The 13,452-nt window shown below is 69.3% G+C and carries 14 protein-coding genes and 1 pseudogene; 10 read left to right on the top strand and 5 right to left on the bottom strand.

The window, feature by feature from the left end:
* Window positions 1-126 precede the first annotated feature (126 nt).
* Together ACIPEK_RS03870 and ACIPEK_RS03865 are read right to left on the bottom strand one after the other, a co-directional pair.
* Complete coding sequence (locus ACIPEK_RS03870) at window positions 127-438, bottom strand: hypothetical protein (protein WP_401990240.1); 312 nt, start codon at window positions 436-438, stop codon at window positions 127-129.
* A gap of 153 nt (window positions 439-591) precedes the next feature.
* The gene (locus tag ACIPEK_RS03865; protein ID WP_401990237.1) at window positions 592-1,347 is read right to left on the bottom strand and encodes a dienelactone hydrolase family protein; all 756 of its coding nucleotides are present in this window, start codon (window positions 1,345-1,347) and stop codon (window positions 592-594) included.
* A 66-nt stretch (window positions 1,348-1,413) separates the two neighbouring features.
* Between ACIPEK_RS03865 and ACIPEK_RS03860 the strand changes: the two are divergent.
* A pseudogene (locus ACIPEK_RS03860) lies at window positions 1,414-1,584 on the top strand (IS630 family transposase); the annotation flags it as partial.
* Between the two features lie 64 nt (window positions 1,585-1,648).
* On the opposite strand, the gene ACIPEK_RS03855 reads toward ACIPEK_RS03860, so the two are convergent.
* Both ACIPEK_RS03855 and ACIPEK_RS03850 read right to left on the bottom strand, forming a co-directional pair.
* Window positions 1,649-1,843, bottom strand: a complete 195-nt coding sequence (locus ACIPEK_RS03855) for a DUF397 domain-containing protein (RefSeq protein ID WP_327272787.1) — start codon at window positions 1,841-1,843, stop codon at window positions 1,649-1,651.
* Between the two features lie 12 nt (window positions 1,844-1,855).
* Complete coding sequence (locus ACIPEK_RS03850; RefSeq protein WP_401990234.1) at window positions 1,856-2,710, bottom strand: helix-turn-helix domain-containing protein; 855 nt, start codon at window positions 2,708-2,710, stop codon at window positions 1,856-1,858.
* Between the two features lie 281 nt (window positions 2,711-2,991).
* Here ACIPEK_RS03850 and ACIPEK_RS03845 point away from each other — a divergent pair, with 281 nt between their 5' ends.
* Complete coding sequence (locus ACIPEK_RS03845) at window positions 2,992-3,150, top strand: hypothetical protein (protein WP_401990231.1); 159 nt, start codon at window positions 2,992-2,994, stop codon at window positions 3,148-3,150.
* 526 nt (window positions 3,151-3,676) lie between these two features.
* Here ACIPEK_RS03845 and ACIPEK_RS03840 read toward each other — a convergent pair.
* The gene (locus tag ACIPEK_RS03840; RefSeq protein WP_401990228.1) at window positions 3,677-4,012 is read right to left on the bottom strand and encodes a DUF427 domain-containing protein; all 336 of its coding nucleotides are present in this window, start codon (window positions 4,010-4,012) and stop codon (window positions 3,677-3,679) included.
* Between the two features lie 110 nt (window positions 4,013-4,122).
* On the opposite strand from ACIPEK_RS03840, the gene ACIPEK_RS03835 reads away from it, so the two are divergent.
* The 8 genes from ACIPEK_RS03835 (at window position 4,123) to ACIPEK_RS03800 (ending at window position 13,451) form a co-directional block, all read left to right on the top strand.
* Window positions 4,123-4,662 (top strand): TIGR00730 family Rossman fold protein, encoded by a 540-nt coding sequence (locus ACIPEK_RS03835; RefSeq protein ID WP_401990225.1) that lies wholly within the window; start codon window positions 4,123-4,125, stop codon window positions 4,660-4,662.
* 43 nt (window positions 4,663-4,705) lie between these two features.
* Entirely contained in the window at window positions 4,706-5,395 is a 690-nt protein-coding gene (locus tag ACIPEK_RS03830; RefSeq protein ID WP_401990222.1) for an SDR family oxidoreductase, read from the top strand.
* A 47-nt stretch (window positions 5,396-5,442) separates the two neighbouring features.
* Complete coding sequence (locus tag ACIPEK_RS03825) at window positions 5,443-6,468, top strand: methionine synthase (protein WP_401990220.1); 1,026 nt, start codon at window positions 5,443-5,445, stop codon at window positions 6,466-6,468.
* Between the two features lie 30 nt (window positions 6,469-6,498).
* Window positions 6,499-8,691: an NAD-dependent DNA ligase LigA gene (gene ligA / locus ACIPEK_RS03820; RefSeq protein WP_401990217.1), complete on the top strand. Its 2,193-nt coding sequence runs from the start codon at window positions 6,499-6,501 to the stop codon at window positions 8,689-8,691.
* 359 nt (window positions 8,692-9,050) lie between these two features.
* Complete coding sequence (locus tag ACIPEK_RS03815) at window positions 9,051-11,210, top strand: putative bifunctional diguanylate cyclase/phosphodiesterase (protein ID WP_401990214.1); 2,160 nt, start codon at window positions 9,051-9,053, stop codon at window positions 11,208-11,210.
* Window positions 11,211-11,410: 200 nt separating this feature from the next.
* Window positions 11,411-11,707, top strand: coding sequence for an Asp-tRNA(Asn)/Glu-tRNA(Gln) amidotransferase subunit GatC (gatC, locus tag ACIPEK_RS03810; RefSeq protein WP_015036350.1), 297 nt, complete (start codon window positions 11,411-11,413; stop codon window positions 11,705-11,707).
* Window positions 11,708-11,712: 5 nt separating this feature from the next.
* Complete coding sequence (gatA, locus tag ACIPEK_RS03805; RefSeq protein ID WP_401990211.1) at window positions 11,713-13,215, top strand: Asp-tRNA(Asn)/Glu-tRNA(Gln) amidotransferase subunit GatA; 1,503 nt, start codon at window positions 11,713-11,715, stop codon at window positions 13,213-13,215.
* Complete coding sequence (locus tag ACIPEK_RS03800; RefSeq protein WP_401990208.1) at window positions 13,212-13,451, top strand: hypothetical protein; 240 nt, start codon at window positions 13,212-13,214, stop codon at window positions 13,449-13,451. Before gatA ends, ACIPEK_RS03800 begins: the two co-directional genes overlap by 4 nt.
* Window position 13,452 lies beyond the last annotated feature (1 nt).

Below are 13,452 nucleotides of genomic sequence, written 5' to 3'. Positions count from 1 at the left end.
GACAGATGATCGACGCTGTCCGCTACCTGGTCGACAACGGCATCAAGTGGCGGGTGATGCCTGCGGGCTTCCCCGCCTGGTACCGCGCAGTTCACTGCCCTGCGCGAAATGGGGCTGCTGCGCCACTCAGCTGCCGGGACCCTGCGGATAGGTGTGAACGATGTACGCCCAGCGTGCTGCGCCCACTGCCAGAAAGATCAGTGACGGCGTCAGCCACCAGCGGCTGAGCGTCCGCTGCCGCACGGGGAGCAGGGCGAGCAGGGAGGTGATGACACCGAGCGTGATCAGCAGCGCTGACGCGACCTCGATACCCGTCAGCGTCTGTTCGTCCCAGGCCGCTTGCGGCTGAGTCGCAAGTGCGCCGTAGGCAACGTAGGCGTTGAGCAGGTTCGCGAGGATGAGGATCACTCCCCAAGGCCCTCGCAGCAGGCCGGTCACTTCAGGGCGCTCCTCGCATCGTCCAGATTCTTGTCGAAGCCACGGCCGTAGGCCTGGGCGTTGTCATCCTGCCAATAAGGGCCACTGTTATAGCGGGCGGCGAGTTCCTGGCGCTGCTGAGCCAGAAATGCCGTAGTGACCGGTAAGCGCTGGTCAGCGGGTGGCCGAGCTTGGACTGACCGGATCCTCCGTCACGGGCAGGCACTCGGAGAGCAGGTCGACGACGTCGCGCCAGGCTCGCTGCGCGTGCCGTGGGTGGTAGCCGACGCCGGGACGCACGGTGTGGTCGACCGTCGGGTGGTGGAAGGCGTGCAAGGCGCCGCCGTAGACCGCGAGGCGCCAGTCGACGCCCGCGGCCTGCATCTCGGCGGTGAACGCGTCCCGTTGAGCGGGCGGCATGATCGGGTCTTCCGACCCGACCCCGGCCCACACCGGGCAGCGAATGCGCGCCGCCTCGCCCGGTCGGCCCGTGGTCAGTGCGTTGACTGTCCCGATCGCGCGCAGGTTGACGCCGTCGCGCCCGAGTTCCAGCCCGACGGCGCCCCCGGTGCCGTAGCCGACGGCGGCGATCCGGTCGGGGTCGGTCCGCGGTTCGGCGCGCAACACGTCGAGCGCCGCATAGCCGATGCCCCGCATCCGGTCGGGGTCGGCGAGCAGCGGCATGCAACGGGCCAGCATCTCCTCGGGGTCACCCAAATAGCGCCCGCCGTGAAGGTCGAAGGCCAGCGCTACGTATCCCAGCTCGGCGAGAGCATCGGCCCGGCGGCGCTCGACGTCGCTGAGCCCCGTCCCCTCTGGCCCGAGCAGCACCGCGGGCCGGCGGTCGACGCCGGCCGGGAGTGCGAGGTGCCCGATCATCGTCAGACCGTCGGCCGGGTACTCGACCGTGCGCGTTGTAATCGTCGTCATGAGACTGGACTTTAGTGATCGTCGAGCCCGGTCGGGCCGGGGTTCACCGCTGGCAGAACAGCGCGGGTGTCGCGGATCTGGCGGACCTTCGGCCTCAAACCGCACCTGGTGGACACCTTCAAACTGTCCAAGGACCCGCAGTTCATCGAGAAGGTCCGCGACGTCGTCGGCCTGTATCTGGACCTGCCGGAGCGGGCGATCGTGCTGTGCGTGGACGAGAAGTCCCAGATACAGGCAGACTTCTTTGCTTGCTGGCGGAACATCCCCGCGCGGGCGTCCCACGGCAGTGGCTGTCTCTCGTTCAGCCGAAGCCCACCTTGCTGGACTTCAGTCCGAGTACAAGCGCACGGAGTGTGGCCCGGTCCGTCGTGACGATGCGTTCCGGGCTCTCGCTCTCGCGGATCGCGACATCTTCGCCCTCTAGTGCAGCAACTTCGATGCAGTTGTTCCCTCCTGCGTCGGAGAACGATGACTTCAACCAATGCAGGCCGGACACGTGAGACACCTCTTACAGTTCTCTGACTACTGAGCGGATGAAATCCCTGGACTTCACGGGAGTCAACGCCACCTTCTCGACCATGTCCAGCCTGGTGCGAAAGTTCGCCAGTTGCGTGGGTGAGTCGATGAAGACTGCTCCCGTGGGTGAGTCCAACTGCACTGTGTCCAGATGCTGATTGGGAGCCTCCGCGTACAGGACGGATGAGTCGCCGAGGAGCGGGAAGCCGCCGGCTGCGAACGGGATGACGTGCAGCGTGACATTGGGGCGTTCACTCGCATCCAGCAGGTGCAGCAGCTGAGCGCGCGTGACGCCGAAGCCTCCGATCTGCATCCTGATCGCGGCTTCGTGGATCACGCCGGTGTACGGGACCGAGTGCTCTCCGGTGACCACGGCCTGGCGGGCCAAGCGGTGTGCCACGCGTAGTTCGATTTCGAGGCGCGGCATGGGTGGGACGAAGAGTTCGAAAATTGCGCGTGCGTGGTCCTCGGTATGAAACAGGCCGGGAAGGTGTGCGATCTGGACAGTTCGTAGGCGCACGGCGTAGTGCTCAAGTGCTGATACGTCCAGAAAGCCCGGCGGGATCTTGCCCCGGTACTCCTCCCACCAGCCGGACTTCCGCCCACCAGTCAGTCCAGCCAGTGCGTCGATCAGGGACGAATCGTTGCATTCGTAGATGCTGGCGAGTCGGCGCAGGCGCTCTTCGCTGATACCGAAGCGCCCGGCTTCCACATTGGAGATGACCGTGCGGTCAGTGCCCAGAAGGTCGGCCGCTGCAGGGGCGGTCATACCTGCCCCTTCGCGCAGCCGCCGAAGTTCGATGCCGAATCGGCGTTGAAGGATGGTTGGAGTCTGTCGCGGTGCCATGTGGCCTCTCCTTGGTTCGCGCACAGTGTGCCTATCCAGAGCCCGACGTTCCACCGAGAACAGGAAGTTAACTCTTCGGAGCGACTTGGTAGCACGGTTATGAGTTTCTCTCCTACTCTGTTATGCGTGCCACTCGCGCAGTCGACGGCGGAAGCGCACCGATCCACCCCGCCCATCCGGGAAGGCGGGCCCCGGAGCGGCATTGCCACCGCCACCACGGCAGCAACCACCCATGGCGCACGTCCACTTGTCACCACTCGCACGCACCCCAGGAGGTGCCCGTGAGGGCTGAATCCACCCCCTACGCCCCGTACACCCACCACCCCGCCCCCATCCCGTTCGCCGAACCCTGGCAGTACGAGCTCGCCTTCCCCTGCGACCCGCGCAGCCCCCGCATCGCCCGTGCCACCCTCCGCGCCATCCTCGGTGCCACGAACTGACCGAACTCAGCTACCGTGCCGAGTTGTTGACGTCAGAGCTGACCACCAATTCCGTGCGGCACACCAAAGGGCCCGCAGCCGTCCGGCTCCAGTGGCGGCACCCCGTGCTCCGGATCAGCGTCTGGGACATGAGCCCTGACCTGCCCAAGCCGTACGCCCCGCCCGGCGACCTCACGCCGAAGCCGGGCGGGGCATGGCCATCCTCGAACTCGTCGCCGACCGTTGGGGCGGGTGCGCCATAGGGGAGGGGGCGTACGGGCCGGGCGGCAAGACCGTCTGGTTCGAGCTCGGGCTCGGAGCCTGAGCGCGGCGAGGCCCCGCGCGGCCACGTCCGACCCCTGTGCGGGCGTGGCCGCGCGGGGCGGACCGTGGGCTCAGGAGGCCTGGCGTACGTACACGCGCGCGGGAGAGCCGCCGCCAGGGCGCGGGGCGCGGGTCGCGAGCCGGGCCGGGGTGGGGCTGAAGCCGCCGCAGACCACCGGCGTGCGCGCCGTGACGGACAGGAACAGCGAGCGGTGGTTGACGATCAGTCGGAGACTGTCTCGGTGTCGTAGAAGCAGAAGTGGTCCTTGATCGCGGCGACTTCGGGCTTCGGCTCGGGATAGGCCCAGACGAGATCGGCCTCCTCCGGCAGCGACCAGTAGGAGGCGTCGCCCTTGAACGGGCAGTGGGTGTGGGTGTCCGAAGCGGTCAGGAGTTCCGTACGGACGTCATCGGGCGGCAGGTAGTAGCGGACCGGACAGCCCGTCTCGCGCAGCACGAGCGGGCGCCGGCTCTCGGCGAGCACCTGCCCGTCGCGCACCACACGTACATGCTCGGTGCCCGGTTCGACGGTGATGACGTGGCCTTGTGTGGAAGTCATGTCTGGTACAGCCGTCTCGCGGGCCGATTTCTTCCCCTTCCTTCCCCGGCGCCGGCCGGTTCTCCACCCGGCCGCCCGGGCGTGTCAGTGGTGGCCCTTACGGTGTCTGCATGAACATCTGCGTTTTCCTCTCCGCCGCCGACCTCGACGACCGCTACACCCAGCCCGCCCGCGAATTCGCCGAAAGGCTCGGCCGGGGCGGACACACACTGGTCTGGGGAGGGTCGGAGAGCGGGCTGATGAAGGTCGTCGCCGACGGGGTGCAGGAATCGGGCGGACGGCTGGTCGGGGTGTCGGTCGACTTCCTGGCCGCGAAGGCGCGTACCAATGCGGACGAGATGGTGATCGCGCGCGATCTCGCCGAGCGCAAGGCGCTGCTCCTGGAGAAGGCCGACGCGGTCGTGATCATGGTGGGGGGTACCGGGACGCTCGACGAGGCGACCGAGATCCTGGAGCTGAAGAAGCACGGCAAGCACGACAAGCCGGTGGTCCTGCTCAACACGGCAGGCTTCTACGACGGGCTGCGCCAGCAGTTCCAGCGCATGGAGGACGAGGGCTTCCTGCCCCTCCCGCTGACCGACCTGGTGTTCTTCGCGAAGGACGGCGTGGGCGCCCTGGCCTACCTGGAGGAGTGGTCCGGCCTGCGGTGACGCGGCGGCGGGGTGCGATCAGCGGGGTGCGATCATGGGAGGCATGTCCACTCATGTCATCACCGGCGCAGGCTCCGGCATCGGCGCAGCCGTCACCCGTCGTCTTCTGGAGCGCGGTGACGAGACCGTGCTGCTGGCCCGTGACGCGGGCCGCGCGAAGGAGCTGGCCGCTCTCCACCCCGGCGCCCGTACGCTCGTCGGTGACCTCTCCAACCCGGACCGGCTCTCCTGGGCGTTCGCCCAGCAGGCGATGCCGGAGCGGGTCGACTCGCTGCTGCACATCGCGGGCGTCGTCGAGCTCGGCAAGGTCGGTGACCTCACGCCCAAGGCGTGGCACTTCCAGCTCAACGCCAACCTGGTCGCACCCGCCGAGCTGACCCGGCTCTTCCTGCCGCAACTGCGGGTCGCCCAGGGCCATGTGCTCTTCGTGAACTCGGGCGCCGGTCTCGCGGCGCACGCCGAGTGGAGCGCGTACGCCGCGAGCAAGCACGGCCTGAAGGCGCTCGCCGACTCGCTGCGCCACGAGGAGCACGCGAACGGCGTCCGGGTGACGTCCGTCTATCCGGGGCGCACCGCCAGCCCCATGCAGGCCAAGGTCCACCAGCAGGAGGGCAAGGAGTACGACCCCTCCCGCTGGATCGACCCGGAGTCGGTGGCCACCACGATCCTGATGGCCGTCGACCTGCCGCGCGACGCCGAGGTCAACGACCTCACGGTGCGCCCCGGGCGCTGACCGCCACCACCGACCGGGCGGGCCGGGCACGGCCTTAGGCTTCCCGTGTGAGCGAGAAGAGCAAGTTCAGGGGTTGCCCGGCCACCGGAATCGGTTCCATGCCCGGGGGAGACGCACGGGAGGCGGCGAAGACCGTCACCGGGTCCTTCGGGGACGGCGAGGGCCTGCCGTATCTGGCCGAACTGCCGGCCCGTGGGCCCGGTGCGGACATGATCGGGCGGACCATCGGGCTGCTCGTCGACCTGTACGGCCATGTCGAGCCCAGTGGCTGGCGGATCAGCGACCGGCCCGGACGGGACACCCGCCGGGCCAGGTCCTGGCTCGGCGAGGATCTCGACGCCCTGGAGGAGTTCACCCAGGGGTACGAGGGACCGCTCAAGGTCCAGGCGGTCGGTCCCTGGACGCTGGCCGCCGCACTGGAACGACGGGGCGGCGAGGCCGCGCTCGGCGACCCGGGGGCCTGCCGCGACCTGGCGGGCTCACTGGCGGAGGGACTGCGCGCCCACCTGGCGGAGGTACGGCGCAGGGTGCCGGGCGCCGAAGTGATCCTCCAGCTCGACGAACCGTCGCTGACCGGCGTACTGCGCGGGCGGATCAGGACGGCGAGCGGCTACCGCACCTACCGGGCCGTCGACCGCCAGGTCGTGGAGGGCACCCTGCGCGATGTCCAGGCGGCAGCCGGGGACGGGGCGACGGTCGTTCACACCTGTGCACCCGATGTGCCGTTCGCGCTGCTGCGCCGGGCCGGGGCCGACGGCATCTCGTTCGACTTCTCGCTGCTCACCGAGCGTGAGGAGGATGCGATCGGGGAAGCGGTCGAGGGCGGCACCCAGCTCTTCCTCGGGGTGGTGCCGGGCACTGACCCGGCCTCGGGTGATTTGTCGGACCCGGGCGGTAGCGTCATGGGTGTCAGGACGCTGTGGCGCAGGCTGGGGCTGAATCCGGGGACTCTGACGGAGTCCGTGGTGATCACCCCGTCGTGCGGGCTCGCGGGTGCCTCGCCCGCGTATGCGCGCGCCGCGCTCGCCCACTGCGCCCGGGCCGCGAGATCGCTCGCAGACAACCCTGAGTAACGGGGCAACGGGTAACGGGAGGACGAGACGATGGCCGTCGAACAGCAGATGTCAGTGCCCGCACAGGCTCAGGAGCAGCACGCACTGCTTGCCGAGCAGATCGAGGAGCACCGCTTCCGGTACTACGTGAACGACCAGCCGGTCGTGAGCGATGCCGAGTTCGACCGGCTGATGCGCGCGCTGGAGGCCCTGGAGGAGACGTATCCGCAGCTGCGCACGCCGGATTCGCCGACACAGAAGGTCGCGGGGCCCTACCAGACGGAATTCACCTCCGTCGAGCACCGCGAGCGGATGCTCTCGCTGGACAATGCCTTCGACGACCTGGAGTTGGCGGCCTGGGGCGAGCGGATCGCCAAGGACGTCGGCACCACCGGCTACCACTTCCTGTGCGAGCTGAAGGTCGACGGACTCGCGGTCAACCTCACCTATGAGCACGGGCGGCTGACCCGGGCCGCGACCCGCGGCGACGGTCGCACCGGCGAGGACATCACCCCCAATGTCCGTACGATCGCCGAGATCCCGCACCGGCTGAAGGGTGAGCGGATTCCGGCGCTGGTCGAGATCCGCGGCGAGGTCTTCTTCCCGATGGAAGCCTTCGAGGAGCTCAACGCCCGGCTCGTCGAGGCCGACGACAAACCCTTCGCCAACCCGCGCAACGCGGCGGCGGGTTCACTGCGCCAGAAGGACCCGAAGGTCACCGCCACCCGCCCGCTGCACATGGTGGTGCACGGCATCGGTGCCCGCGAGGGCTTCGACATCGACTGCCTCTCGCACGCCTATGAGCTGCTGCACGAATGGGGTCTGCCCACCGCCAGGCACAACAAGGTGGTGGACTCCCTCGACGAGGTGCGGGAGTTCATCGCGTACTTCGGCGAGAACCGGCACTCCGTGGAGCACGAGATCGACGGCGTCGTCGTCAAGCTCGACGAGATCCCGCTCCAGGGCCGGCTGGGTTCCACCTCGCGCGCCCCGCGCTGGGCGATCGCCTGGAAGTACCCGCCGGAGGAGGTCAACACCAAGCTGGTGAACATCCGGGTCGGTGTCGGACGCACCGGCCGGGTCACCCCGTACGCACAGGTCGAGCCGGTCGAGGTGGCGGGCTCCGAGGTCGAGTTCGCCACCCTCCACAACCAGAACGTGGTGAAGGCGAAGGGCGTCCTCATCGGGGACACGGTGGTGCTCCGCAAGGCGGGCGATGTGATCCCGGAGATCCTCGGCCCGGTCGTCGATCTGCGTGACGGCACCGAGCAGGCGTTCGTGATGCCGACGCACTGCCCCGAGTGCGGCACGGAGCTGCGGCCCATGAAGGAGGCCGACATCGACGTCCGCTGTCCCAACGCGCGCTCCTGTCCCGCGCAGTTGCGGGAGCGCCTCGCCTATCTCGCGGGCCGCAAGTGTCTCGACATCGACCACTTCGGATATGTCGCGGCCGCGGCCCTGACCAAGCCCCTGGAGCCGGCCGAGCCGCCGCTGCGGGACGAGGGCGATCTCTTCGGGCTGACCGTCGAGCAGTTGCTGCCGATCCGGGCCTATGTCCTGGACCAGGACAGCGGACTGCCCAAGCGCGATCCGAAGACCGGTGAGGAGAAGACCGCCTGGGTCTTCGCCAACCAGCAGGGCGAGCCGAAGAAGAACGCCCTCGGCATGCTCGACGCCATCGCCGCGGCCAAGGACGCGCCATTGGCCCGGATCCTCACCGGGCTCTCCATCCGCCATGTGGGCCCGGTCGCGGCCCAGGAGCTGGCCCGTCAGTTCCGCTCCATCGACCGGATCGACGAGGCGACCGAACAGGAGCTGGCCGATGCCGACGGGGTCGGCCCCATCATCGCCGCATCGGTCAAGCAGTGGTTCGCCGAGGACTGGCACCGGGAGATCCTGCGCAAGTGGCGGGAGGCCGGGGTCCGGATGGAGGACGAGGGGGCGGGGGAGGAGGTCGGGCCGCGCCCGCTCGAAGGACTCACCGTCGTCGTCACCGGCACGCTGGCCGGACACACCAGGGATGGCGCGAAAGAGGCGCTCCAGAGCCGGGGGGCGAAGGTCACGGGTTCCGTCTCGAAGAAGACCTCCTTCGTGGTCGTGGGTGACAACCCCGGTTCGAAGTACGACAAGGCGATGCAGCTGAAGGTGCCCGTGCTGGACGAGGACGGCTTCGCCGTACTGCTCGAACAGGGGCCGGATGCCGCGCGCGAGGCGGCCGTACCCGTCGAGGAACCGGCGCAATAGCACAGATTCCCGTCACGGAACCGGCGCAACGGGACAGAACTCCGTCGTGACAACCCCGAAATGAGGCTGACCGGTGGGTGAGTGGTGAACAAGTGGGCAGGAAGGGTGTAGACGCACGGACAGGGACAAGGGTTGTCGTCGGGGGGCCGGGTTCACCCGATCGGCGCATAGCAGATCCTGACGGACGGTTGGTTCGCATTCGGGCAAGAGCTGTAGAGCGCTGCCCGTAGAAGCCTTCCGCGGCCTACTGTTGAGATGCGCACCTGCCGTGCCCGGCCACGGGATGGGAAATCGGGTCGTGGTGGCATGGAGCTGAACCATCGGGCGACATCGGCACCGCCGGCTGTGAGAGGGACGGAATGAAACCGACCGAGAGCGCCGCACCGGTGTCGCGGCTGCAAGGTTTCGTCGGCCTCACGCCCAAAGTGGGTGCCGTCGTCGTGGCGATCGCCGTTGTTCAGCTCGCGACCGGTTTCTACCGGACCGTGAGCGAAGGACACGCACTCTTTCCCGACGGCAGGGCCGGCTGGTCCCTCGCCGTCCTCACCGGAATCATCGTCGGGCATCTGGTCGCGCTCGGACGCGACCGATGGTGGGGCGGCACCGGTTCCGGAGCCGCCCTCACCCTTGCCGTGCTGCTCCTCTACGGCTGGGTGCCCGCCGGTCTGGTCAGCCTGGTCGTCGTCGTCCTCGTCGGCGGGGCCCGCAGACACCGCTGGTGGCAAGGGCTGCTGCACGGCGCGGTGGACATCCTGGGGATAGGCGCGGCAGCCCTGGTGCTCGCCGCGTTCGGGGAGGTGCAGACCGTCGAATCGCCCTGGCATCCACTCGACTGGGGCATCGCCGCCGTCCCGGAAGTCCTCCTGGCAGCTTCCACCTACCTTCTGGTGACCCGGGTACTGCTGTGGTACGCGCGGGCACCCCAGAGCGGCGGGCTGCCGACCATCGCCCGCACCGCCCTGCTGCGCCAGGGCCTCGTCGCGGTGGCCCTGCTCGGCATCGCACCGCTGATCTGCGTCGTCTCGATGGCCATGCCCGTACTCCTGCCGCTCTTCGCGGTCCCGCTGATCGCCCTGGACTCCACCCTCTGGATCGCCCGCGCCCGGGCCGAGGAGCAACTGCGCGACCCGCTGACCGGGCTGCCCAACCGGCAGTGGCTGCTGGAACGCACCTGGGCGGCGCTGGAGGACGCCGAGTCCACCGGCGCCAGATCCGCTCTCGTCCTGATCGACCTCGACCGTTTCCGTGCGGTCAACGACACCCTCGGCCATCTGGCGGGGGACCGGCTGCTGCTGCAGATAGCGGAACGCCTCAGACTGGCGCTCCCGCGAGGAGCGGAGGCCGCGCGGCTCGGCGGTGACGAATTCGCCGTGCTCCTGCCGACCGCGGACTCCACCACCAGCGCCCAGCGGGTCGCGCGCCACCTGGTCGCCGAGCTGTCCTCCCCGCTGGACCTGGACGGTCTGACCCTGGTGCTGGAGGCGAGTGCCGGAGTCGCCGTCTACCCGGACCACGCGCTGGACGCCGAAGGGCTGCTCAGGCGTGCGGACGTGGCGATGTACCAGGCCAAGCGCGACCGTACGGGCGTCGAGGTGTACGAGTCGAAGCGGGACAGCAACACCCCGGACCGGCTCGGGCTGCTCGGCGATCTCCGGCGTGCGCTGGACGCCGGAGAGGTGGAGCTCCACTACCAGCCGAAGGTCCGCTTCGACGGCCAGGTGGCCGGCCTCGAAGCTCTGGTGCGCTGGGTGCATCCGGAGCGCGGCCGGGTCCCTCCGGACGAGTTCATCGCCATCGCCGAGTCGTCCGGCCTGATGCCGCACCTCACGGAGTACGTCCTGGAGACGGCGCTGGCCCAGGTCGCCCGGTGGCGGGCGCAGGGGCTCTTCGTCCCGGTCGCGGTCAACGTCTCCCCGCGCGACGTCCACACCCCCGGATTCGCGGGCGGCGTCGCGGCGCGGCTCGCCCGGCACGGCGTCCCGGCCGGGGCGCTGCAGCTGGAAATAACGGAACATGTGCTGCTGGAGGACCCGCAGCGCGCAGCCGACACCCTCGCCGGACTCACCGGGCACGGCGTGAAGATGTCCCTCGACGACTTCGGTACGGGCTACTCCTCGCTGGTCCATCTGCGTCGGCTGCCGGTCAGCGAGCTGAAGATCGACCGGTCCTTCGTGGCCCGTCTGGCCGTCGACAACGAGGACGCGGAGATCGTCCGCTGCACCATCGACCTGGCCCACTCGCTCGGTCTGCTGGTGGTCGCGGAAGGGGTCGAGGACGACGAGACCTGGGAGCGGCTGCGGGATCTGCGCTGCGATGCGGTGCAGGGGTGGCTGGTCGCCGCCGCGATGCCGCCGCAGGAGACGACGGCCTGGCTGCGGGCGCGGGGTGAGCACGGGTGGCGGCGGCCGGCGGAGCTGGCGGCTGCGGCTGCGGCCGCCGCGGCCGCCGCCGGTGCGCCGCCCGAGCTGGAGCAGCGGCCGCCCGGGCGGGCGGTCGAGTCGAGGCCCGCGACGACATGAGCACGGGGGGCGCGGCGTGTGGGCACCGGCGCGGCCCGGTGGCCGCTCTGCCCCCAATTGCCGGACGGGCCTGAACCGGGCTCGCCGGTCGGACTCGAATCTGTCGCCTGACCAGGGTGTTCGCCCGGGTGGCGGGAGTGGCTGCGGGCGACACCATAGGATTGGGCCAAAACCACACACCAACCCCTGAGGATCGCTGCATGCCTGGCATCACGCGCGAGGAGGTCGCCCACCTCGCCCGGCTGGCGCGTCTGGAGCTGAAGGGCGAAGAGCTCGATCACTTCGCCGGTCAGCTCGACGACATCATCGGCGCGGTCGCCCGCGTCTCCGAGGTCGCCGACCAAGACGTACCGCCGACCTCCCACCCGCTGCCGCTGACCAACGTCATGCGCGCGGACGAGGTCCGTCCGTCGCTCACCCCCGAGCAGGCGCTCTCCGGCGCCCCGGCCCAGGAGCAGCAGCGTTTCAAGGTGCCGCAGATCCTGGGGGAGGACTAAAAGCAATGACGGACAACAGCACCATCATCAAGCTCACCGCCGCCGAGATCGCCGCGAAGATCGCCTCCGGCGAACTCACTGCCGTCGAGGTCACCGAGGCCCACCTGGCCCGGATCGACGCGGTCGACGAGAAGGTCCACGCCTTCCTGCACGTCGACCGCGAGGGCGCGCTCGCGCAGGCCCGTGCCGTCGACGCGAAGAAGGCGGCCGGTGAGAAGCTCGGCCCGCTGGCCGGTGTCCCGCTCGCGCTGAAGGACATCTTCACCACCGAGGGCATGCCGACCACCGTCGGCTCCAAGATCCTCGAAGGCTGGATCCCGCCGTACGACGCGACCCTCACCAAGAAGCTGAAGGCCGCCGACGTCGTCATCCTCGGCAAGACCAACATGGACGAGTTCGCCATGGGGTCCTCCACCGAGAACAGCGCCTACGGCCCGACCGGCAACCCGTGGGACCTCACCCGTATCCCGGGCGGCTCCGGCGGTGGCTCCTCGGCCGCGCTCGCGTCCTACGAGGCCCCGCTCGCCATCGGCACGGACACCGGCGGCTCCATCCGCCAGCCCGCGGCCGTCACCGGCACCGTCGGCGTCAAGCCCACCTACGGCGGTGTCTCCCGCTACGGCATGGTGGCGTTCTCCAGCTCCCTGGACCAGGGCGGGCCCTGCGCCCGTACCGTCCTGGACGCGGCCCTGCTGCACGAGGTGATCGCCGGGCACGACCCGATGGACTCGACGTCCATCGACGCTCCGGTCCCGCCGGTCGTCGAGGCCGCTCGCAACGGCAGCGTCGAGGGCATGCGCGTCGGCGTCGTCAAGCAGTTCGCCGGTGAGGGCTACCAGGCCGGTGTCGTCCAGCGCTTCAACGAGTCGGTCGAGCTGCTGAAGTCGCTCGGTGCCACGATCGTCGAGCTGGACTGCCCGTCCTTCGACCTGGCCCTGTCGGCGTACTACCTGATCGCGCCGTCCGAGTGCTCCTCCAACCTGGCCCGCTTCGACGCCATGCGGTACGGCCTGCGCGTCGGCGACGACGGCACGAGGTCGGCCGAGGACGTCACCGCGCTCACCCGCGAGGCCGGCTTCGGCGACGAGGTCAAGCGCCGCGTCATCCTCGGTACGTACGCCCTCAGCTCCGGCTACTACGACGCGTACTACGGCTCGGCGCAGAAGGTCCGCACCCTCATCACCCAGGACTTCGAGAAGGCCTTCGAGCAGGTTGACGTCATCGTCTCCCCGACGACGCCCACCACCGCCTTCCCGATCGGCGAGCGCGCCGACGACCCGATGGCGATGTACCTCGCGGACCTGTGCACCATTCCGACCAACCTCGCCGGCAACTCCGCCATGTCGCTGCCCTGCGGCCTGGCCCCGGAGGACGGTCTGCCGGTCGGACTGCAGATCATCGCCCCCGCCATGAAGGACGACCGGCTGTACAAGGTCGGAGCCGCCGTCGAGGCCGCCTTCGTGGAAAAGTGGGGGCACCCGCTGCTGGAGGAGGCTCCGTCGCTGTGAGCGCACTGACCAAGGCCAAGGGCTTCAAGAAGTCCAAGACCGGTACGTACCTGTCCATCGGCACCACCGCTTTCGGGGCGCTCGGCGTCATCAAGCAGGCCAAGAAGGCCCGCTACGAGCACGACACGCTCCGACTGATCGACGCCGTTGTCTCCGCCGCCGCCATCGCCACTGGTGTCGCCCTGCTGCTGCGCGAACTCAAGCGCATCGGCGATGACGACGTACTGCTGGGCTGAG

Source organism: Streptomyces sp. NPDC088246, from assembly GCF_044741025.1.
GTDB lineage: Bacteria > Actinomycetota > Actinomycetes > Streptomycetales > Streptomycetaceae > Streptomyces.
The sequence above is the reverse complement of the archived record's forward strand: the minus strand, read 5'-3'. Positions and strand labels throughout refer to the sequence as shown.

Bases quoted from the DNA above. Each gene is read 5' to 3' on its own strand.
- gatA (WP_401990211.1), top strand. From the start codon at position 11,713: ATGACGGACAACAGCACCATCATCAAGCTCACCGCCGCCGAGATCGCC.
- ACIPEK_RS03815 (WP_401990214.1), top strand. From the start codon at position 9,051: ATGAAACCGACCGAGAGCGCCGCACCGGTGTCGCGGCTGCAAGGTTTC.
- ligA (WP_401990217.1), top strand. From the start codon at position 6,499: ATGGCCGTCGAACAGCAGATGTCAGTGCCCGCACAGGCTCAGGAGCAG.
- gatC (WP_015036350.1), top strand. From the start codon at position 11,411: ATGCCTGGCATCACGCGCGAGGAGGTCGCCCACCTCGCCCGGCTGGCG.
- ACIPEK_RS03830 (WP_401990222.1), top strand. From the start codon at position 4,706: ATGTCCACTCATGTCATCACCGGCGCAGGCTCCGGCATCGGCGCAGCC.
- ACIPEK_RS03850 (WP_401990234.1), bottom strand. From the start codon at position 2,710: ATGGCACCGCGACAGACTCCAACCATCCTTCAACGCCGATTCGGCATC.
- ACIPEK_RS03835 (WP_401990225.1), top strand. From the start codon at position 4,123: ATGAACATCTGCGTTTTCCTCTCCGCCGCCGACCTCGACGACCGCTAC.
- ACIPEK_RS03865 (WP_401990237.1), bottom strand. From the start codon at position 1,347: ATGACGACGATTACAACGCGCACGGTCGAGTACCCGGCCGACGGTCTG.
- ACIPEK_RS03840 (WP_401990228.1), bottom strand. From the start codon at position 4,012: ATGACTTCCACACAAGGCCACGTCATCACCGTCGAACCGGGCACCGAG.